The organism is Streptomyces sp. NPDC001027 (assembly GCF_040299045.1).
GTDB lineage: Bacteria > Actinomycetota > Actinomycetes > Streptomycetales > Streptomycetaceae > Streptomyces.
Genome location: NZ_JBEPBI010000029.1, coordinates 39,537 through 59,881 on the forward strand (window position 1 = coordinate 39,537; position 20,345 = coordinate 59,881).

General features: G+C 69.7%; 19 protein-coding genes. All 19 read left to right on the forward strand.

Annotated features, from left to right (window positions below; all coding sequences use genetic code 11):
- Positions 1–23: 23 nt before the first annotated feature.
- Positions 24–2,090 carry a transcription termination factor Rho gene (gene rho / locus ABT300_RS11650; protein ID WP_351674151.1) on the forward strand — a complete coding sequence of 689 codons (2,067 nt, stop codon included), beginning with the start codon at positions 24–26 and terminating at the stop codon, positions 2,088–2,090.
- A 133-nt stretch (positions 2,091–2,223) separates the two neighbouring features.
- On the forward strand, positions 2,224–4,026 hold the full coding sequence (locus ABT300_RS11655; protein ID WP_351674173.1) for a trypsin-like serine protease: 1,803 nt from the start codon (positions 2,224–2,226) through the stop codon (positions 4,024–4,026).
- A 169-nt stretch (positions 4,027–4,195) separates the two neighbouring features.
- Positions 4,196–5,374, forward strand: a complete 1,179-nt coding sequence (locus ABT300_RS11660) for an LCP family protein (protein WP_351674153.1) — start codon at positions 4,196–4,198, stop codon at positions 5,372–5,374.
- Between the two features lie 170 nt (positions 5,375–5,544).
- On the forward strand, positions 5,545–5,769 hold the full coding sequence (gene rpmE / locus ABT300_RS11665) for a 50S ribosomal protein L31 (protein ID WP_055632551.1): 225 nt from the start codon (positions 5,545–5,547) through the stop codon (positions 5,767–5,769).
- 107 nt (positions 5,770–5,876) lie between these two features.
- The gene (gene prfA, locus ABT300_RS11670; protein WP_057584061.1) at positions 5,877–6,953 is read left to right on the forward strand and encodes a peptide chain release factor 1; all 1,077 of its coding nucleotides are present in this window, start codon (positions 5,877–5,879) and stop codon (positions 6,951–6,953) included.
- An 87-nt stretch (positions 6,954–7,040) separates the two neighbouring features.
- Positions 7,041–7,880, forward strand: coding sequence for a peptide chain release factor N(5)-glutamine methyltransferase (gene prmC / locus ABT300_RS11675; RefSeq protein WP_351674175.1), 840 nt, complete (start codon positions 7,041–7,043; stop codon positions 7,878–7,880).
- Between the two features lie 89 nt (positions 7,881–7,969).
- Positions 7,970–8,617: an L-threonylcarbamoyladenylate synthase gene (locus tag ABT300_RS11680; RefSeq protein WP_351674156.1), complete on the forward strand. Its 648-nt coding sequence runs from the start codon at positions 7,970–7,972 to the stop codon at positions 8,615–8,617.
- Entirely contained in the window at positions 8,614–9,291 is a 678-nt protein-coding gene (locus ABT300_RS11685) for an arsenate reductase/protein-tyrosine-phosphatase family protein (protein WP_351674158.1), read from the forward strand. The genes ABT300_RS11680 and ABT300_RS11685 overlap by 4 nt, the downstream gene beginning before the upstream one ends.
- 76 nt (positions 9,292–9,367) lie before the next feature.
- Complete coding sequence (gene glyA / locus ABT300_RS11690) at positions 9,368–10,606, forward strand: serine hydroxymethyltransferase (RefSeq protein WP_351674160.1); 1,239 nt, start codon at positions 9,368–9,370, stop codon at positions 10,604–10,606.
- Positions 10,607–10,778: 172 nt separating this feature from the next.
- Positions 10,779–12,131 carry an MraY family glycosyltransferase gene (locus tag ABT300_RS11695; protein WP_351674162.1) on the forward strand — a complete coding sequence of 451 codons (1,353 nt, stop codon included), beginning with the start codon at positions 10,779–10,781 and terminating at the stop codon, positions 12,129–12,131.
- Positions 12,132–12,432: 301 nt separating this feature from the next.
- Complete coding sequence (locus tag ABT300_RS11700; protein ID WP_351674176.1) at positions 12,433–12,888, forward strand: Cg1360 family ATP-synthase-associated protein; 456 nt, start codon at positions 12,433–12,435, stop codon at positions 12,886–12,888.
- Positions 12,889–13,113: 225 nt separating this feature from the next.
- A complete protein-coding gene (atpB, locus tag ABT300_RS11705) occupies positions 13,114–13,935 on the forward strand; it encodes a F0F1 ATP synthase subunit A (protein ID WP_319171262.1) in 822 nt (273 codons plus the stop codon).
- Positions 13,936–14,003: 68 nt separating this feature from the next.
- Positions 14,004–14,234 carry an ATP synthase F0 subunit C gene (gene atpE / locus ABT300_RS11710; RefSeq protein WP_009321656.1) on the forward strand — a complete coding sequence of 77 codons (231 nt, stop codon included), beginning with the start codon at positions 14,004–14,006 and terminating at the stop codon, positions 14,232–14,234.
- Positions 14,235–14,275: 41 nt separating this feature from the next.
- The gene (locus ABT300_RS11715) at positions 14,276–14,821 is read left to right on the forward strand and encodes a F0F1 ATP synthase subunit B (RefSeq protein ID WP_329413641.1); all 546 of its coding nucleotides are present in this window, start codon (positions 14,276–14,278) and stop codon (positions 14,819–14,821) included.
- Positions 14,818–15,639: a F0F1 ATP synthase subunit delta gene (locus tag ABT300_RS11720; RefSeq protein ID WP_306949250.1), complete on the forward strand. Its 822-nt coding sequence runs from the start codon at positions 14,818–14,820 to the stop codon at positions 15,637–15,639. Before ABT300_RS11715 ends, ABT300_RS11720 begins: the two co-directional genes overlap by 4 nt.
- A 134-nt stretch (positions 15,640–15,773) precedes the next feature.
- Positions 15,774–17,363, forward strand: a complete 1,590-nt coding sequence (atpA, locus tag ABT300_RS11725; protein ID WP_351674166.1) for a F0F1 ATP synthase subunit alpha — start codon at positions 15,774–15,776, stop codon at positions 17,361–17,363.
- A gap of 21 nt (positions 17,364–17,384) precedes the next feature.
- On the forward strand, positions 17,385–18,326 hold the full coding sequence (locus ABT300_RS11730; protein WP_351674168.1) for a F0F1 ATP synthase subunit gamma: 942 nt from the start codon (positions 17,385–17,387) through the stop codon (positions 18,324–18,326).
- Entirely contained in the window at positions 18,326–19,762 is a 1,437-nt protein-coding gene (atpD, locus tag ABT300_RS11735; RefSeq protein WP_351674170.1) for a F0F1 ATP synthase subunit beta, read from the forward strand. Before ABT300_RS11730 ends, atpD begins: the two co-directional genes overlap by 1 nt.
- Before the next feature lie 133 nt (positions 19,763–19,895).
- Complete coding sequence (locus ABT300_RS11740) at positions 19,896–20,270, forward strand: F0F1 ATP synthase subunit epsilon (RefSeq protein ID WP_057584029.1); 375 nt, start codon at positions 19,896–19,898, stop codon at positions 20,268–20,270.
- Positions 20,271–20,345: the final 75 nt, after the last annotated feature.

Consider the following 20,345-nt stretch of genomic DNA (forward strand, 5'->3'; position numbering starts at 1 on the left):
TCCGCTCCAGGGAAGGACCCTTCGTGAGCGACACCACCGATCTGATGGGCGCACGTGTCGAGGAGACCGCTGCCGCGCCCGCCACGGACGCCTCCGCGCCTGCCACCGGTGCAGGCTCCCGGCGACGCCGCGGTACCGGCCTCGAGGGCATGGTGCTGGCCGAGCTGCAGCAGGTCGCATCCGGCCTCGGCATCAAGGGCACCGCGCGGATGCGCAAGAGCCAGCTGATCGAGGTCATCAAGGAGGCGCAGGCGGGAGGCGGCGGCGCCCCGGCCAAGGCCGAGGACCCGGCCGCCGAGGCCAAGCCCAAGCGCCGCGCCGCCTCCAAGGCCCGCACGGGAGAGGCCGCCGACAGGAAGGCGGACGCCGCCCCGGCCGAGGCCGCCGAGAAGGCCGTGGCCCAGCAGCAGATCGAGATTCCCGGCCAGCCGGCTGGGGGCACCGCCCGCTCGAGCGAAGCCGAGAGCGGGGGAGCCGACGCGCCCACCGAGCGCCGTCGCCGTCGTGCCACCGCCGACGCGGGCAGCCCGGAGACGGTCGCCGCAGAGGCCAAGAGCGCGCCGAAGGCCGAGACGCCCGCGCCGGCCCAGGCCGACGCGCAGGCCCAGGCCCAGCCGCACGGTGACGCCAAGAGCGACGCCGACGGCGGCGAGGGCCGTCGCCGCGACCGCCGTGAGCGCGGCCGCGACCGTGGCGAGCGCGGTGACCGCGGCGAGCGCGGCGACCGTCGCAAGAGCGACGACCAGCAGGGCGGCCAGCAGCAGCGCGGCGGCCAGCAGGGCCAGCAGCAGGGCGGCGGCCGTCAGGGCCAGCAGCGCGACAACGGCCCGCAGGACGACGACGAGTTCGGCGACGGCCGGCGTGGCCGTCGCGGCCGCTACCGCGACCGCCGGGGCCGCCGCGGGCGCGACGAGATCGGCGCCCCCGAGCCGCAGCTCGCCGACGACGACGTGCTGATCCCCGTCGCGGGCATCCTGGACATCCTCGACAACTACGCGTTCATCCGGACCTCCGGCTACCTGCCGGGCCCGAACGACGTGTACGTCTCGCTCGCCCAGGTCCGCAAGAACGGTCTGCGCAAGGGCGACCACGTCACCGGCGCCGTCCGTCAGCCGAAGGACGGGGAGCGCCGCGAGAAGTTCAACGCGCTCGTCCGCCTGGACTCGCAGAACGGCATGGCTCCCGAATCCGGGCGCGGACGCCCCGAGTTCAACAAGCTGACGCCGCTGTACCCGCAGGACCGGCTCCGTCTGGAGACCGACCCGGGCGTCCTGACCACGCGCATCATCGACCTCGTCGCGCCGATCGGCAAGGGCCAGCGCGGTCTGATCGTGGCCCCGCCGAAGACCGGCAAGACCATGATCATGCAGGCGATCGCCAACGCGATCACGCACAACAACCCCGAGTGCCACCTGATGGTCGTCCTGGTCGACGAGCGTCCCGAAGAGGTCACCGACATGCAGCGGTCGGTCAAGGGCGAGGTCATCTCCTCGACCTTCGACCGTCCGGCCGAGGACCACACCACGGTCGCCGAGCTCGCCATCGAGCGGGCCAAGCGTCTGGTGGAACTGGGCCACGACGTCGTCGTGCTGCTCGACTCGATCACGCGTCTGGGCCGTGCGTACAACCTCGCCGCCCCGGCCTCCGGCCGCATCCTGTCCGGCGGCGTCGACTCGACGGCCCTGTACCCGCCGAAGCGCTTCTTCGGTGCGGCCCGCAACATCGAGGACGGCGGCTCGCTGACCATCCTCGCCACCGCGCTGGTCGACACCGGGTCCCGCATGGACGAGGTGATCTTCGAGGAGTTCAAGGGCACCGGCAACGCCGAGCTCAAGCTCGACCGCAAGCTCGCCGACAAGCGCATCTTCCCGGCGGTGGACGTGGACGCGTCCGGCACCCGCAAGGAAGAGATCCTGCTCGGCAACGACGAGCTCGCGGTCACCTGGAAGCTGCGCCGAGTGCTGCACGCGCTCGACCAGCAGCAGGCGATCGAGCTGCTCCTGGACAAGATGAAGCAGACGAAGTCGAACGGCGAGTTCCTGATGCAGATCCAGAAGACGACGCCGTCGCCGGGCAACAACAACGACTGACGTCGTAGCCCCGACATCGGATCAGGGCCGTCCCCGCACGCCGGGGCGGCCCTGATCCGCGTTTCACGGGCGGGATACGATCTCGCTCTTCCACCATCCTGATCCCTGAGGGGGGACTCGCGTGGGTATACCCATGTCCGGGGGCGGCGGCCGGCACAGACGCCGGATACGGATCGCCCTGCCCGTCGCCGCGGCAGGTCTGGCGGCGGCCGTCGCCGGCGCCCTGTTCCTGTCGTCCGCGCACGCCGCCGAGACGGCTCCGGCGCCCGCCACGGCCGCGACGAAGTCGGCCAAGGAGCTGCGGAAGCTGATCGACGTCGCGGTCAACGGCGACGAGACGCCGGGACAGGCCGCGAAGGCCTCCCTCAGCGGGCGCACGAGCGTCGGCGCCACCAGGGTCGACCCGAAGATCATCGGCGGTACGACGACGACCGTGGCCCGGGCCCCGTGGATGGCCCAGCTCTGGTACGGCGACGACCGGGGCACCAGCACCACCTCCGACGACGTCGGCTTCTTCTGCGGCGGCTCGGTCGTCTCGCCGACGAAGATCCTCACCGCCGCGCACTGCGTCAAGGGCTACAACTGGCAGGCCCACGGCTATGTCGTCACCGGCAGCACCCAGCTGATGTCCGACGACGGCAGCCTGCACGGCGGGACCGGCGCCTACGTCCGCCGGCAGTGGAACCACCCGTCCTACAGCGCCACGACCATCGACAACGACATCGCCGTGCTGACCCTGGAGACGCCGGTCAGGGCCACGCCGATCAAGATGACGACGAGCACGGACACCGCCTCGTACGCGTCCGGCACGAAGGCCACGCTGTACGGCTGGGGCCGGACCACCTCCGCCACGGACGACCTCTCCGAGACGCTGAAGACGGCCGTGCTGCCGATGAAGTCGGACGCCGCCTGCTCGGACTACTACGGCGCCGACTACCGCAAGGGCCACATGGTGTGCGCGGGCACGCCCGCCACCGGCGTCGACGCGGGCACTGTCTCCGCCTGCAACGGCGACTCCGGCGGGCCGCTGATCGTGCGCAACGCCGCAGGTCAGGACAGGATCGTGGGCGTCGTCTCCTGGGGCGTCACCAACTGCGTCGAGAGCGGCGCGTACAGCGTCTTCAGCAAGGTCTCCGCGTACGTCGGCAGCGCCTACCCGCGCGTCGACGACGCCAACCTCAGCGGCGACCACCTGGCCGACCTGTGGGCGCGCACCGCGTCCACCAAGACCGGGTACGAGATGGACTCCAAGGGCGCCTCGCTGGGCTCCCGGGAGTCCTGGGGCACCTGGAGCGGCTTCAACCTCGTCCTGCAGACCGACCTGGACCGCGACGGCGTCCAGGACCTCGTCCTGCGGCGCGCCTCCGACGGCGACGTCTTCTGGAAGCACTACGTGCCCTCCAGCGGCACCTGGGCGACCAAGCTGATCGCGGACAACTGGAAGACCCGCACCCAGATCGTCGCCCCCGGCGACGTCACGGGCGACTGGCTTCCCGACCTGGTGTCCGTCGACTCGGCAGGCGTCCTGTGGGTCTACCCGGGCAACGGCGCCGGCTCCTTCGCGGCGCGCGTCAAGAACGGCACGGGCTGGAACCAGTACGACGTCCTGCGCGGACACGGCGACTTCACCGCCGACGGCAGGGCGGACCTGATCGCCCGCAACAAGAGCACCGGCGCGGTCTACCTGTACCGGGGCAACGGCGCCGCCGCCTCCGCCTTCGCGGCCCGCGTCAAGGTCGCCGCCTGGAGCACCGCGACGTACAACGCCGTCGCAGCCGTCGGCGACGTCAGCGGGGACGGCATCGCCGACCTGCTGGCCCGCACGCCCGCCGGAACGCTCTATCTGTACAAGGGCACCGGAAAGCCCACGAGTGCGATCTTTGCCACAAGGGTGTCACTCGGGACGACGTTCAAGCAGTACGACATCTTCGGCTGAAGCCTCGCGAAATCGCAGGTGGGAGCCGTACTCGGCCCTCACCTGCGATCACGTTCCGTGCTCGGTGCGCCCCGTTTCGTGCACAGAGCGTCGTGCAACCCTGTCCCGAGTTATCCCGTCTGCCCTGACGGGGCGACGATGGTGAGGTTCCACGAGAACAGAGGAGCACATGTCTGCCGAGAGCACGCCGGAGCCCGGCACACCGGGTGAGGCCGGCACGACGAACGGGGCAGCCGACCGCAGCGGTCCGGGCGGTCGGCGCGGCCATGACGGTCGGCGCGGTCCGCGCCACCGCAGGCAGCGCGGCGACCGACGCAAAGGCCTGCTGATCGCCGCGTGGAGCGCCGCGGGCGTCCTCGTGCTGGGCGGCACCGGAGCGGGATACCTGTACTTCACGCTCAACGGCAACATCAAGAGCGTCGACATCGACCATGCGCTGGGCACGTCGCGGCCCGCCAAGGTCGACAACGGCTCGGAGAACATCCTCGTCCTGGGCTCGGACAGCCGCTCCGGCGCGAACAAGAAGCTCGGCGGCGGCGCGGACGACGGCAGCGCCCGTTCCGACACCGCGATGGTCGTGCACGTCTACGAAGGCCACAAGAGGGCCGGCGTGGTCTCCATACCGCGCGACACCCTCATCGACCGGCCCGCCTGCACGGACGCCAAGGGCGGCGCGCACCCCGCCGCGTCCGACGTGATGTTCAACTCGGCGTACTCGACGGGCGGCGCGGCCTGCGCGGTCAAGACGGTCGAGGCGATGAGCGGCATCCGCATGGACCACTACCTGGAAGTCGACTTCGCCGGATTCGAGAAGCTCGTGGACGAACTCGGCGGCGTCCAGGTCACCACCACCAAGGCGATCGACGACCCCGAGAGCCATCTGCGGCTCGGCGCGGGCGCCCACACGCTCACCGGCGGCCAGGCGCTCGGCCTGGTCCGCACCCGGCACGGCGTGGGCGACGGCTCCGACCTCGGCCGCATCCAGCTCCAGCAGGCCTTCCTCAAGGCCCTGGTCGAGCAGGTCAAGCACATCGGTCTGCTCTCCGGCGGCGCCAAGCTGTACGACCTCGCCGACACCGCCACCAAGGCCGTCACCACCGACTCCCACCTCGGGTCGCTGAACTCCCTGATGTCCTTCGCGGGCGGCCTCAAGGGCATCGGCGCCGACGACATGACCATGGTGACGATGCCGGTCCGGTACGACCCGTCCAACCTCAACCGCGTCCTGGTCTCCGAGACGAAGGCCGAGCAGGTGTGGACGGCCCTGAAGAACGACCGGCCCGTCCCGAAGGCCGCCACCGAGGGCAACGCCAGCGGCGAGGCGGCCGGGGTCGTGACCTCGCCGTAGCGGCGCGGGTCCGCCCGCCCCGGGCGCCGTGGACCCCCGGGGAATAGATCGCCCCGCCCCCCGGTTTTGGGGGATACGGCCAGTGCTGGCAGACTGGTACGTCGGCTCCGGTTCACGTCTGCCGCATCCCGCGGCAGCGACCCGGCGCCCTCCCGAAACTAGGAGACACCTTGAAGCGCGACATCCACCCCGAGTACGTCGAGACGCAGGTCAGCTGCACCTGTGGCGCGTCGTTCACCACCCGCAGCACGATCGGAAGCGGTGCCATCCGCGCCGACGTCTGCTCCGAGTGCCACCCGTTCTACACGGGCAAGCAGAAGATCCTCGACACCGGTGGCCGTGTGGCCCGCTTCGAGGCCCGCTTCGGCAAGGCCGCCGCCGGCTCCAAGAAGTAGCGAGCCCCTCTTCGCCGGTCCACGGCAGTGTCCCCGCCCGGGACACGCCGGGACCGGCGTTTTTGGTCGCCCGCCCTTCCCCCACGTACGTCATTCAGGAGCCCACCATGTTCGAGGCCGTCGAGGAGTTGCTCGGAGAGCACGCCGACCTGGAGAAGAAGCTCGCCGACCCGTCGGTCCACGCCGACCAGGCCAACGCGCGCAAGCTGAACAAGCGCTACGCCGAGCTCACCCCCATCGTCGGCACGTACCGCTCCTGGAAGCAGACCGGCGACGACGTCGAGACCGCGCGCGAGTTCGCCGCCTCCGACCCGGACTTCGCCGCCGAGGTCAAGGAGCTGGAGAAGCAGCGCGAGGAGCTGACCGAGAAGCTGCGGCTGCTGCTCGTGCCCCGGGACCCGTCCGACGACAAGGACGTCATCCTCGAGATCAAGGCGGGCGCGGGCGGCGACGAGTCGGCCCTGTTCGCGGGCGACCTGCTGCGGATGTACCTGCGCTACGCCGAGCGCGTGGGCTGGAAGACCGAGATCATCGACGCGACCGAGTCCGAGCTCGGCGGCTACAAGGACGTCCAGGTCGCGGTGAAGACCAAGGGCGGGCAGGGCGCGACGGAACCCGGTCAGGGCGTCTGGGCGCGACTGAAGTACGAGGGCGGAGTGCACCGCGTGCAGCGGGTGCCCGCGACGGAGTCACAGGGCCGGATCCACACCTCCGCCGCCGGCGTCCTGGTGACGCCCGAGGCCGAGGAGGTCGACGTCGAGATCAACGCGAACGACCTGCGCATCGACGTGTACCGGTCCTCCGGCCCCGGCGGCCAGTCCGTCAACACCACCGACTCCGCCGTGCGCATCACGCACGTGCCCACCGGAGTCGTCGCCTCCTGCCAGAACGAGAAGAGCCAGCTGCAGAACAAGGAGCAGGCGATGCGTATCCTGCGCTCCAGGCTGCTGGCGGCGGCGCAGGAGGAGGCGGAGCGGGAAGCCGCCGACGCCCGCCGCAGTCAGGTCCGCACCGTCGACCGCTCCGAGAAGATCCGCACGTACAACTTCCCGGAGAACCGCCTCTCGGACCACCGCGTCGGCTTCAAGGCGTACAACCTGGACCAGGTCCTGGACGGCGACCTGGACGCGGTGATCCAGGCCTGCGTCGACGCGGACTCGGCCGCCAAGCTCGCGGCCGCGTAGGCGTTGTAGGACGGACGCACGACGAGGACGACACGGAGGACTTGCGTGCAGCAATCATTTGGGGGACGCCCCCCGAGCCCTCGCAGTCTGCTGCTCGCTGAGGTAGCTCAGGCCACCCAGCGGCTGGCCGACGCCGGCGTGCCCTCGCCGCGCAACGACGCGGAGGAGCTCGCCGCCTTCGTGCACGGTGTGAAGCGCGGTGAGCTCCATTCCGTGAAGGACCCCGACTTCGACGCCCGGTACTGGGAGACCATCGCCCGGCGCGAGCAGCGCGAGCCGCTCCAGCACATCACCGGCCGGGCCTTCTTCAGGTACCTGGAGCTCCAGGTCGGCCCCGGGGTCTTCGTGCCGCGTCCCGAGACGGAGTCGGTCGTCGGATGGGCCATAGACGCCGTACGCGCCATGGACGTCGTCGAGCCCAGGATCGTCGACCTGTGCACCGGCAGCGGCGCCATCGCGCTCGCCCTCGCGCAGGAGGTCCCGCGTTCGCGGGTGCACGCCGTCGAGCTGTCCGAGGACGCCCTGGCGTGGACCCGCAAGAACATGGAGGGCTCCAGGGTCGACCTGCGGCAGGGCGACGCGCTGGACGCGTTCCGCGACCTCGACGGGCAGGTCGACCTCGTCGTCTCCAACCCGCCGTACATCCCGCTCACCGAGTGGGAGTACGTCGCCCCGGAGGCCCGTGACTACGACCCCGAGCTGGCCCTGTTCTCCGGTGAGGACGGGCTCGACCTGATCCGCGGCATCGAGCGCACCGCGCACCGGCTGCTGCGTCCGGGCGGCGTCGTCGTCATCGAGCACGCCGACACCCAGGGCGGCCAGGTGCCGTGGATCTTCACCGAGGAGCGGGGCTGGGCCGACGCGGCCGACCACCCCGACCTCAACAACCGTCCGCGCTTCGCCACCGCCCGCAGGGCGATGCCGTGAGCGCCCCCCGCACTCTCGACCCGCAGCAGGACGTGTACGCGTCCGCATTCGTGTACTTCGTGTATTCCGTGTACGAGGAGGCTCGCTAGATGGCTCGGCGATACGACACCAACGACGCGACCGACCGGGTCACCGGTCTGCGCGAGGCCGCGTCCGCCGTCCGCCGTGGCGAGCTCGTGGTCCTCCCGACCGACACGGTGTACGGGATCGGCGCCGACGCGTTCTCCTCGGAGGCCGTCGCCGACCTGCTGGACGCCAAGGGCCGGGGCCGCAACATGCCCACCCCCGTCCTCATCGGCTCCCCGAACACGCTGCACGGCCTCGTCACGGACTTCTCCGAGCTGGCCTGGGAGCTCGTCGACGCGTTCTGGCCGGGCGCGCTGACGCTCGTCGCCAAGCACCAGCCGTCTCTGCAGTGGGACCTCGGCGACACCCGGGGCACGGTCGCGGTGCGGATGCCGCTGCACCCGGTCGCCATCGAGCTGCTCACGGAGGTCGGCCCGATGGCGGTGTCCTCCGCCAACCTCACCGGCCACCCGGCGCCGGAGAACTGCGACTACGCCCAGGAGATGCTCGGCGACTCCGTCTCCGTCTACCTCGACGGCGGTCCGACCCCCGGCAACGTGCCGTCCTCGATCGTCGACGTCAGCCGTGAGACGCCGCGGCTCCTGCGGGCGGGCGCGATCTCCGCGGAAGAGCTGCGCAAGGTCGTACCCGACCTCGAGGTGGCGAATTGACAGCCCCTGACGCGGGGCGTGGCATAGGCAACGGGGAACGTGCCGCGGAGCAGACGACGACGTTCGGATATCCGCGCGACACCTTCCGCATCCTCCACGTCAGCACCGGCAACGTCTGCCGCTCGCCGATCACCGAGCGGCTGACCCGGCATTTCGTGTCGCAGCGGCTCGGCCTGCTGGGCGGCGGGCTGATCGTGGAGAGCGCGGGCACCTGGGGCCACGAGGGCGCGCCGATGGAGGCCAACGCGGAGACCGTGCTGTCCGAGTTCGGCGCGGACGCGACCGGGTTCACCGGGCGCGAGCTCCTCGACGAGCACGTCATCATGGCCGACCTGGTCCTGACGGCCACCCGCGACCACCGGGCCCAGGTCATCTCCATGGGCCACTCGGCGGGGCTGCGCACCTTCACCCTGAAGGAGTTCACCCGCCTGGTGAACGCCATAGACCCGGCCACGCTCCCGCCGCTGGACGAGGGCGTGGTGATGCGCGCACGGGCGCTGGTCCGCGCGGCGGCGGCGCTACGCGGGTGGCTCCTGGCCCCGACCCTGGAGGCCGACGAGGTCTACGACCCGTACGGGGCGCCCCTGCCGTTCTTCCGCTCCATCGGCGACGAGATACACCAGGCCCTGGACCCGGTGGTGACGGCCCTGACCGGGGTGCCGACGCGAGCCTGACCGTGCGCGCGCGGGGCGCGGCGGGCGGTGCGGGCCTACATTGGACGTACGTCACCGTCGACGCCCGGAGCGCACCATGTCGGTCACCCATGCCCCCGAGACCGATGTCCTGCGCCGCCAGGACCCCGAGCTGGCCGGGGTCGTCCTCGGGGAACGGGAGCGGCAGGCGTCGACGCTGCAGCTGATCGCCGCCGAGAACTTCACCTCGCCCGCCGTGCTCGCCGCCCTCGGCTCGCCGCTCGCCAACAAGTACGCGGAAGGCTATCCGGGCGCCCGCCACCATGGCGGCTGCGAGATCGTCGACGTCGCCGAACGCATCGCCGTGGACCGTGCCAAGGCGCTGTTCGGCGCCGAGCACGCCAACGTCCAGGCGCACTCGGGCTCCTCGGCGGTGCTGGCCGCCTACGCCGCCCTGCTGCGGCCCGGCGACACCGTGCTGGCCCTCGGCCTGCCCCACGGCGGCCATCTCACCCACGGCTCGCCGGCGAACTTCTCCGGACGCTGGTTCGACTTCGTCCCCTACGGGGTGGACGCGCAGACCGGGCTCGTCGACCACGAGCAGGTGCGCTCGCTGGCCCGGGCGCACCGGCCCAAGGCGATCGTGTGCGGGTCCATCGCCTATCCCCGGCACCTCGACTACGCCTTCTTCCGCGAGGTCGCCGACGAGGCCGGCGCGTTCCTGATCGCCGACGCCGCCCATCCCATCGGCCTGGTCGCCGGGGGAGCGGCGCCCTCGCCGGTGCCGTACGCCGACATCGTCTGCGCCACGACCCACAAGGTGCTGCGCGGGCCGCGCGGCGGGATGATCCTCTGCGGCAGGGATCTCGCCGAGCGCGTGGACCGGGCGGTCTTCCCGTTCACGCAGGGCGGCGCGCAGATGCACACCGTCGCGGCGAAGGCGGTGGCGTTCGGGGAGGCGTCGACGCCGGCGTTCGCCGCGTACGCCCATCAGGTGGTCGCCAATGCGAGGGCTCTCGCGGCCGCGCTGCAACGGGAGGGTTTGGTCGTGACGACCGGCGGCACGGACACGCATCTCCTCACCGCCGACACCGCGCCCCTAGGGGTCGACGGGCGTGCCGCGCGGGGGCTGCTGGCGGCCGCCGGGATCGTCCTGGACTGCTGCGCCCTGCCGCACGGCAACGCCCGCGGCCTGCGCCTGGGCGCGGCGGCGGTGACCACGCAGGGCATGGGGGAGGCGGAGATGACGCGGATCGCGGCGCTGCTGGCCGGGGTGCTGCGGGAGGAGACCGACGCCAGGACGGCCCGCGAGGACGTGCGCGAACTGACCCGCGCGTTCCCGCCCTATCCGGCCTGAACCGGGGTAGACGCGCTCTGTGCGCCCCCGCTGCACACCCCGGTACGCCACGGTGCACAGGCTCACGTGAAACCATCGTCACTACCCGGAAGTCCTCACACATATGCGCCGTGACGTAGTCGATCGCTAGGGTGTGGGACTGAGATGGCCGGCGAGACATGTGGGGAAGCCCGTGCGTGAATACCTGCTGACGCTCTGCATCACGGCCGCGGTGACGTATCTGCTGACAGGGCCGGTACGCAAGTTCGCGATCGTGGCCGGAGCGATGCCGGAGATCAGGGCCCGTGACGTGCACCGGGAACCCACTCCGCGGCTCGGCGGTATCGCCATGTTCTTCGGTCTGTGCGCCGGCCTGCTGGTCGCCGACCATCTGACCAACCTCAACGAGGTCTTCGAGAAGTCGAACGAGCCGCGCGCCCTGTTGTCCGGAGCCGCCCTGATCTGGCTGATCGGCGTTCTGGACGACAAGTTCGAGATCGACGCCCTGATCAAGCTGGGCGGCCAGATGATCGCCGCGGGCGTGATGGTCATGCAGGGTCTGACGATCCTGTGGCTGCCGGTGCCGCTGGTGGGCACGGTCGCCCTGACGCAGTGGCAGGGCACGCTGCTGACGGTGGCGCTGGTCGTCATCACGATCAACGCCGTCAACTTCGTGGACGGGCTCGACGGCCTCGCCGCCGGCATGGTGTGCATCGCCGCCGCCGCGTTCTTCATGTACGCGTACCGCATCTGGTACTCGTACGGCATCGAGGCGGCCGCCCCGGCGACGCTGTTCGCGGCGATCCTGATGGGCATGTGCCTGGGCTTCCTGCCGCACAACATGCACCCCGCCCGGATCTTCATGGGCGACTCGGGCTCGATGCTGATCGGGCTGGTGCTGGCCGCGGGCGCGATCTCCGTCACGGGTCAGGTCGACCCCGATGTGATGAAGCTGTTCTCCGGCTCGGAACGCGCCGCCGTCCACCAGATGGTGCCGGTCTACATCCCGCTGGTGATGCCGCTGACCATCATCGCGATCCCGGCCGCCGACCTCATCCTGGCGATCGTGCGCCGCACCTGGCGCGGTCAGTCGCCGTTCGCCGCGGACCGGGGGCATCTGCACCACCGGCTCCTGGAGATCGGCCACTCGCACAGCCGCGCGGTGCTGATCATGTACTTCTGGTCGGCGCTGATCGCCTTCGGCGCGCTCGCCTACTCGGTCAACTCGGCTTCCATGTGGATCGTCCTCGGCGTCGTGTTCCTCAGCGCGATCGGGCTGGTGCTGCTTCTGCTGCCGCGCTTCACGCCGCGCACCCCGCGGTGGGCCGAGGCGTTCGTCCCGCCGCGCTACCGGCGCCGGCGGAGCTCCGCGGCCGCTCGCAGGCAGCTGCCCGCGGCGGCCTGCGTCGAGTCGTCCGAGGCGGATGCGGAGCCCGTCCCGGCCCGCGCGGAGGAGGAGCGTCAGACGCCTGTCACGGTCGGGGTGACGGGGGTCAACGGGGCCACTGCGATCGGCGGGCGGCGCAGCTCCAAGGTAAGAATCTGACGAGAGCATTGCCAAGTCGTGGGAGAGCGCGGGGTGGGCAAAGCCCCCATTACCAGACAAGCCACCCCGGTTTCTGCACAGACGCGCACTGTCACTCTCATGTGTGAGAGTACGCACACCATCCAGGTAAAGACCTCATCAAATAGTTTGTGATACGGTTCACGAGAACCCCGAACAGAACCAAAGAGCCCCAGTGCGCGGGCTCTTCGGAGCGAGGCAGGCGTCAGTTCTTTCGCCCCTCGAACCGGGACTACGCTCGTCCATGACGACACCTGCCCCCTTTGAAAGCGGAGTTGCCGCCATGCCGTCCAATGACGTCCGGATCCTGGCCCAGGCCGCCGTTCCCACTGTTGCCGTCGGTGCGATCGCCACCGTCGTCAGCGGCGTGGTCGCGGACGGTAAAGGAGCCATCGGAGCCGGTGTCGCGACGGTCGTGGTGATTGCTTTCATGGGGCTCGGCCTCTACGTCCTGCAGCGCACCGCCAGGTCGCTTCCGCACTTGTTCCAAGGCATGGGCCTGCTGCTGTACACGACGCAGATCCTGCTGCTGTTCGTCTTCCTGGCCGCTTTCAAGGAGACGACGCTGTTCAACCCCCGGGCCTTCGCGGTCACGCTGCTCGCCGGCACGCTGGCCTGGATCGGTGCCCAGACGCGGGCCCACATGAAGTCCAAGATCCTCTACGTCGAACCCGAACCGTCCTCGCCGACGGCGTCCTCGAAGGGCGAGACGCCCGCCAAATCGGGGCACTCGTCGTGAGGGGTAGGGCCGGGATAAAGACGTCTGGGATCTCCTGCTATCGTCCGGTGCCAACTGCGGCATCGCGGGCGCGGGCATCCGAGCTGACGCCTGCTCAATCGCGAGGCACGATGCCCCCAAGCCGCCCCCACATCCGAACCACCAGTCCCGTGCCGAACCGCGGCCGTGCGCCGCGCCGACACAACGAGGTTGCCGTACCTATGCGCCACGCTGAAGGAGCCCGCGGTGAGTGCTGACCCGACGCAGGTGCTCGCCTTCGAGACCGATTGCCACATTTTCGACGGCTGTGGCTTCCCCTCTCCCGGCCTGCACTCGTTCCTGTTCGAGCCCATCTGGGGCGACGGGGACAGCAACGTGTACTTCAACAAGACGATGCTGCTGGCGCTGCTCGGCTCGATCATTATCGTCGGCTTTTTCTGGGCCGCGTTCCGTAAGCCTCAGGTCGTCCCGGGCAAGCTGCAGATGGTCGCCGAGGCCGGCTACGACTTCATCCGGCGCGGAGTCGTCTACGAGACCATCGGCAAGAAGGAGGGCGAGAAGTACGTACCGCTCATCGTCTCGCTCTTCTTCTTCGTCTGGATGATGAACCTCTGGTCGATCGTGCCGATCGCACAGTTCCCGGTCACGTCGATCATCTCGTACCCCTTGGTGCTGGCACTGATCGTCTATGTCCTGTGGGTCTCGCTGACCTTCAAGAGGCACGGCTTCGTAGGCTTCTTCAAGAACGTGACGGGCTACGACAAGTCGCTCGGCCCGGTGCTCCCGCTGGCGATGCTGATCGAGTTCTTCTCGAACATCCTCATCCGCCCGTTCACGCACGCCGTGCGACTCTTCGCGAACATGTTCGCCGGTCACACGCTGCTGCTGCTCTTCACGATCGCCAGCTGGTACCTGCTGAACGGCATCGGAATCGCCTACGCGGGTGTCTCGTTCGTGATGACCGTCGTGATGACCGCCTTCGAGCTCTTCATCCAGGCCCTGCAGGCGTACGTGTTCGTCCTGCTGACCTGCACCTACATCCAGGGCGCGCTCGCCGAGCACCACTGAGCACCCCCCTCCCCCGAGTCGTCCGGTGGCCAACCCCCACCGGTCCGTAAAGAAAAGGAAGAACTGGCATGTCCCAGACCCTTGCTGCTGTCGAAGGCTCCCTCGGCTCCATCGGTTACGGCCTCGCCGCGATCGGCCCCGGCGTCGGCGTCGGCATCATCTTCGGTAACGGCACGCAGGCGCTCGCCCGCCAGCCCGAAGCGGCCGGCCTGATCCGCGCCAACCAGATCCTGGGCTTCGCGTTCTGTGAGGCGCTGGCCCTGATCGGTCTGGTCATGCCGTTCGTCTACGGCTACTGATCGCCGATCCCGGACCAGCCGACCAGACGAAAGGCATACACATGAGCCAGATGCTCATCGTGGCGGCCGAGGAGATGGAAAACCCCCTCGTTCCGCCGATCCCTGAGCTCGTCATCGGCCTGCTCGCCTTCGTCATCGTCTTCGGCTTCCTCGCCAAGAAGCTCCTCCCGAACATCAACAAGGTTCTGGAGCAGCGGCGTGAGGCCATCGAGGGCGGTATCGAGAAGGCCGAGGCCGCACAGACCGAGGCCCAGAGCGTTCTGGAGCAGTACAAGGCCCAGCTCGCCGAGGCCCGCCACGAGGCCGCGCGGCTGCGCCAGGAGGCGCAGGAGCAGGGCGCCACGCTCATCACCGAGATGCGCGCGGAAGGCCAGCGTCAGCGCGAGGAGATCGTCGCCGCCGGGCACAGCCAGATCGAGGCGGACCGCAAGGCCGCCGCGTCCGCGCTGCGCCAGGACGTCGGCAAGCTCGCCACCGAACTGGCCGGCAAGCTCGTCGGGGAGTCCCTCGAGGACCACGCCCGCCAGAGCCGCGTCATCGACCGCTTCCTCGACGAGCTCGAGGAGAAGGCCGAGGCGTCTCGATGACCGCACACGGAGCGAGCCGCGAGGCATTCGCAGCAGCCCGTGAGCGTCTCGACGCGCTCACGGACTCCACGTCCGTGGACGCCGCACAGCTCGCCGGCGAGCTGGCGACCGTCACCGCGCTGCTCGACCGCGAGGTCTCACTGCGTCGGGTCCTCACCGACCCGGCGCAGGCCGGCGAGGCGAAGGCCGAGCTGGTCCAGCGTCTGCTCGGCTCCCGGATCAGCGGCCCCGCCGCCGACCTGGTGTCCGGCCTGGTGCGTTCCCGCTGGTCGCAGTCCCGCGACCTGGTGGACGTGCTGGAGGAGCTGGCGTCCATCGCCGACCTCACGGCCGCGCAGAAGGCCGGCACGCTCGACGACGTCGAGGACGAGCTGTTCCGCTTCGGGCGGATCGTCTCCTCGAACACCGAGCTGCGCGCCGCACTGACCAACCGGAAGGCCACCGTCTCGGCCAAGAGCGAGCTGCTGGGCAGCCTGCTCGGCAGCCGGGCCGACGCGGCCACCGAGCGACTGGTGACGCGCCTCGTGACCGCGCCCCGTGGACGTAGCCTGGAAGCGGGCCTCGAAGCCCTGTCCAAGCTCGCCGCAGAGCGCCGGGACCGCATGGTCGCCGTCGTCACCTCGGCGGTACCGCTGAGCGACCCGCAGAAGCAGCGCCTCGGCGCCGCCCTCGCCAAGCTCTACGGCCGCCCGATGCACCTCAACCTCGACGTGGACCCCGCGGTCCTCGGCGGGATCCGGGTGCAGGTCGGCGACGAGGTGATCAACGGCTCCCTCGCGGACCGCATCGAGGACGCCGCCCGCCGCATGGCGAGCTAGCAGCAACTCAAGACCGCAGTACGAACTGATGGCGGCCCTGGTTGGGCCGTGCAGAGGATTCACCTCTTTCAGGGGGGAGTCCCCATCCCCCCAAAGTGAAACTTCGGGCCCAACAAGGAGAGCAGGGAACCCAGATGGCGGAGCTCACGATCCGGCCGGAGGAGATCCGGGACGCGCTGGAGAACTTTGTCCAGTCGTACAAGCCGGACGCGGCCTCGCGCGAGGAGGTCGGTACGGTCACCCTTGCCGGCGACGGCATCGCGAAGGTCGAGGGCCTCCCCTCGGCCATGGCCAACGAACTGCTGAAGTTCGAGGACGGCACCCTCGGTCTTGCGCTCAACCTCGAAGAGCGCGAGATCGGTACCGTCATCCTCGGCGAGTTCAGCGGCGTCGAAGAGGGCCAGCCGGTCACGCGCACGGGAGAGGTCCTGTCCGTCGCCGTCGGCGAGGGCTACCTCGGCCGTGTCGTCGACCCGCTCGGCAACCCGATCGACGGCCTCGGCGAGATCGAGACGTCCGGTCGCCGTGCCCTGGAGCTGCAGGCTCCCGGCGTCATGGCCCGTAAGTCGGTGCACGAGCCGATGGAGACCGGCTACAAGGCCGTCGACGCGATGACCCCGATCGGCCGTGGCCAGCGTCAGCTGATCATCGGTGACCGTCAGACCGGCAAGACCGCCCTGGCCGTCGACACGATCATCAACCAGCGCGACAACTGGCGCTCCGGTGACGTGAAGAAGCAGGTCCGCTGCGTCTACGTCGCCATCGGCCAGAAGGGCTCGACCATCGCCTCCGTGCGTGGCGCCCTCGAAGAGGCCGGCGCGCTGGAGTACACGACCATCGTCGCCGCCCCGGCGTCCGACCCGGCCGGCTTCAAGTACCTTGCGCCGTACACCGGTTCGGCCATCGGCCAGCAGTGGATGTACGAGGGCAAGCACGTCCTCATCATCTTCGACGACCTCTCGAAGCAGGCCGACGCCTACCGCGCCGTGTCCCTGCTGCTGCGCCGCCCGCCGGGCCGCGAGGCCTACCCGGGTGACGTCTTCTACCTGCACTCCCGTCTGCTGGAGCGCTGCGCGAAGCTCTCCGACGACCTGGGCGCCGGCTCCATGACGGGTCTGCCGATCGTCGAGACGAAGGCCAACGACGTCTCGGCGTTCATCCCGACCAACGTCATCTCCATCACCGACGGCCAGTGCTTCCTGGAGTCCGACCTGTTCAACGCCGGTCAGCGTCCGGCCCTGAACGTCGGCATCTCGGTCTCCCGCGTCGGCGGCTCCGCCCAGCACAAGGCCATGCGCCAGGTGTCCGGCCGGCTCCGCCTCGACCTCGCCCAGTACCGCGAGCTGGAGGCGTTCGCCGCCTTCGGCTCCGACCTGGACGCGGCGTCGAAGTCGCAGCTGGAGCGCGGTCAGCGCCTGGTCGAGCTGCTGAAGCAGCCGCAGTACCAGCCGATGCCGACCGAGGACCAGGTCGTCTCCGTGTGGGCCGGCACCACCGGCAAGATGGACGACGTCCCGGTCTCCGACGTCCGCCGCTTCGAGAAGGAGCTGCTGGACTACCTGCACCGCAAGGAGCAGGGCCTCATGACCTCCATCAAGGAGGGCGCGAAGATGTCGGACGACACCCTCACCGCTGTTGCCGACGCCATCGCCGAGTTCAAGAAGCAGTTCGAGACCTCGGACGGCAAGCTTCTCGGCGAGGACGCCCCGGCCGCGGCCAAGTGACGTAAGGAAGGGACCTGACTCATGGGAGCCCAGCTCCGGGTCTACAAGCGTCGCATCCGATCCGTCACCGCGACCAAGAAGATCACCAAGGCGATGGAGATGATCGCCGCCTCGCGCGTCGTCAAGGCGCAGCGCAAGGTGGCGGCCTCCACGCCGTACGCGACCGAGCTCACCCGCGCGGTCACGGCGGTCGGCACCGGCTCGAACACGAAGCACCCGCTGACCACGCAGGCCGAGACGGTCGTGCGGTCCGCGGTGCTGCTCCTCACGAGCGACCGCGGTCTCGCCGGCGCCTTCAACTCCAACGCCATCAAGGCCGCGGAGCAGCTGACGGCACGCCTCGAGGCCGAGGGCAAGCAGGTCGACACGTACATCGTCGGCCGGCGTGGTCTCGCGCACTACAACTTCCGTGAGCGCAAGGTCGCGGAGTCGTGGTCGGGCTTCACGGACGAGCCGACGTACGCGGACGCCAAGAAGGTCGCGGGTCCGCTGATCGAGGCCATCGAGAAGGACACGGCGGACGGCGGCGTGGACGAACTCCACATCGTCTTCACCGAGTTCGTCTCGATGATGACGCAGACGGCGCTCGACGACCGTCTGCTGCCGCTCAGCCTCGACGAGGTCGCGAAGACCGAGACATCAGCGGCTGCCGCCGCGGGGGCGCCGAAGGGCGAGATCCTTCCGCTGTACGACTTCGAGCCCTCGGCGGAGGACGTCCTCGACGCCCTGCTGCCGCGCTACGTGGAGAGCCGCGTCTACAACGCTCTCCTCCAGTCGGCAGCCTCGAAGCACGCCGCCACGCGGCGCGCGATGAAGTCGGCGACCGACAACGCGGGCGAGCTCATCGAGACGCTCTCCCGGCTTGCCAACGCGGCCCGCCAGGCCGAAATCACCCAGGAAATCAGCGAGATCGTCGGTGGCTCCGCAGCCCTGGCCGACGCGACCGCGGGGAGTGACAGGTAATGACGACGACAGTTGAGACGGCCGTTGCCACGGGCCGCGTCGCCCGGGTCATCGGCCCGGTCGTCGACGTGGAATTCCCCGTCGACGCCATGCCGGAGATCTACAACGCCCTTCACGTCGAGGTGGCCGACCCGGCCCAGGACGGCGCGAAGAAGACGCTGACCCTGGAGGTCGCCCAGCACCTGGGTGACGGCCTGGTCCGCACGATCTCGATGCAGCCCACCGACGGTCTGGTCCGCCAGGCCCCGGTCACCGACACCGGCACGGGCATCACCGTCCCGGTCGGCGACTTCACCAAGGGCAAGGTGTTCAACACCCTCGGTGAGGTGCTGAACGTCGACGAGAGCTACGAGGGCGAGCGCTGGTCCATCCACCGCAAGGCCCCCAACTTCGACGAGCTCGAGTCGAAGACCGAGATGTTCGAGACCGGCGTCAAGGTCATCGACCTTCTCACCCCGTACGTCAAGGGTGGAAAGATCGGCCTGTTCGGCGGCGCCGGCGTCGGCAAGACGGTGCTCATCCAGGAGATGATCTACCGCGTCGCCAACAACCACGACGGTGTCTCCGTGTTCGCCGGTGTCGGCGAGCGCACCCGTGAGGGCAACGACCTCATCGAGGAGATGGCCGACTCGGGCGTCATCGACAAGACCGCGCTGGTCTTCGGTCAGATGGACGAGCCCCCGGGCACCCGTCTGCGCGTGGCCCTGGCCGGTCTGACCATGGCGGAGTACTTCCGCGATGTGCAGAAGCAGGACGTGCTGTTCTTCATCGACAACATCTTCCGCTTCACGCAGGCCGGCTCCGAGGTCTCGACCCTGCTGGGCCGTATGCCCTCCGCGGTGGGCTACCAGCCGAACCTGGCCGACGAGATGGGTCTCCTCCAGGAGCGCATCACCTCGACCCGTGGTCACTCGATCACCTCGATGCAGGCGATCTACGTCCCCGCGGACGACCTGACCGACCCGGCCCCGGCCACCACCTTCGCCCACCTCGACGCGACGACGGTGCTCTCCCGTCCGATCTCGGAGAAGGGCATCTACCCGGCCGTGGACCCGCTGGACTCCACGTCCCGGATCCTGGACCCCCGCTACATCGCGGCGGACCACTACAACACCGCGATGCGCGTCAAGACGGTCCTGCAGAAGTACAAGGACCTTCAGGACATCATCGCCATCCTCGGCATCGACGAGCTGGGCGAGGAGGACAAGCTCACCGTCCACCGCGCCCGTCGTGTGGAGCGCTTCCTGTCCCAGAACACCCACGTCGCCAAGCAGTTCACCGGCGTCGACGGGTCGGACGTGCCGCTGGACGAGTCGATCACCGCGTTCAACGCGATCATCGACGGCGACTACGACCACTTCCCGGAGCAGGCGTTCTTCCTCTGCGGTGGCATCGACGACCTGAAGGCCAACGCCAAGGAGCTGGGCGTCTCCTGAACTCCCTGAGTTCGCAGTGAGCCCCGCGGCTCACGTCTGAGGGGGCGGGCGCGTCCCGCCCCCTCACGCACGCCCATTAGACTTGTAACCAACACCCGGCAGAATCCGCCGGGTGGTGACCCGAGGAGCCACCTTGGCTGCTGAGCTGCACGTCGCGCTGGTCGCGGCCGACCGAGAGGTCTGGTCCGGCGAGGCCACCCTGGTCGTCGCGCGCACCACGTCCGGCGACATCGGCGTCATGCCCGGTCACCAGCCGCTGCTCGGTGTGCTGGAGTCGGGCCCGGTGACGATCCGCACGAGTGACGGTGGGACGGTCGTCGCCGCGGTGCACGGCGGTTTCATCTCGTTCGCGGACAACAAGCTGTCGCTGCTGGCCGAGATCGCCGAGTTGTCGGACGAGATCGACGTCCAGCGCGTCGAGCGTGAACTCGAGCGCGCGAAGGCGGAGGGCGACGCCGCCGCCGAGCGTCGCGCGGACGTACGACTGCGTGCGGCGGCCTCGCGCTGAGCCAGCGTGTAACCGCATGACGTCACTCAGCCGCGGTCGGCGCCGGGGCAAAACGGCGCCCACCCCGGCGGGTGG

Bases quoted from the DNA above. Each gene is read 5' to 3' on its own strand.
- ABT300_RS11700 (WP_351674176.1), top strand. From the start codon at position 12,433: ATGCCGTCCAATGACGTCCGGATCCTGGCCCAGGCCGCCGTTCCCACT.
- glyA (WP_351674160.1), top strand. From the start codon at position 9,368: ATGTCGGTCACCCATGCCCCCGAGACCGATGTCCTGCGCCGCCAGGAC.
- atpE (WP_009321656.1), top strand. From the start codon at position 14,004: ATGTCCCAGACCCTTGCTGCTGTCGAAGGCTCCCTCGGCTCCATCGGT.
- prfA (WP_057584061.1), top strand. From the start codon at position 5,877: ATGTTCGAGGCCGTCGAGGAGTTGCTCGGAGAGCACGCCGACCTGGAG.
- atpA (WP_351674166.1), top strand. From the start codon at position 15,774: ATGGCGGAGCTCACGATCCGGCCGGAGGAGATCCGGGACGCGCTGGAG.
- atpD (WP_351674170.1), top strand. From the start codon at position 18,326: ATGACGACGACAGTTGAGACGGCCGTTGCCACGGGCCGCGTCGCCCGG.
- ABT300_RS11680 (WP_351674156.1), top strand. From the start codon at position 7,970: ATGGCTCGGCGATACGACACCAACGACGCGACCGACCGGGTCACCGGT.
- ABT300_RS11730 (WP_351674168.1), top strand. From the start codon at position 17,385: ATGGGAGCCCAGCTCCGGGTCTACAAGCGTCGCATCCGATCCGTCACC.
- ABT300_RS11660 (WP_351674153.1), top strand. From the start codon at position 4,196: ATGTCTGCCGAGAGCACGCCGGAGCCCGGCACACCGGGTGAGGCCGGC.
- ABT300_RS11715 (WP_329413641.1), top strand. From the start codon at position 14,276: ATGAGCCAGATGCTCATCGTGGCGGCCGAGGAGATGGAAAACCCCCTC.
- ABT300_RS11720 (WP_306949250.1), top strand. From the start codon at position 14,818: ATGACCGCACACGGAGCGAGCCGCGAGGCATTCGCAGCAGCCCGTGAG.
- ABT300_RS11655 (WP_351674173.1), top strand. From the start codon at position 2,224: ATGTCCGGGGGCGGCGGCCGGCACAGACGCCGGATACGGATCGCCCTG.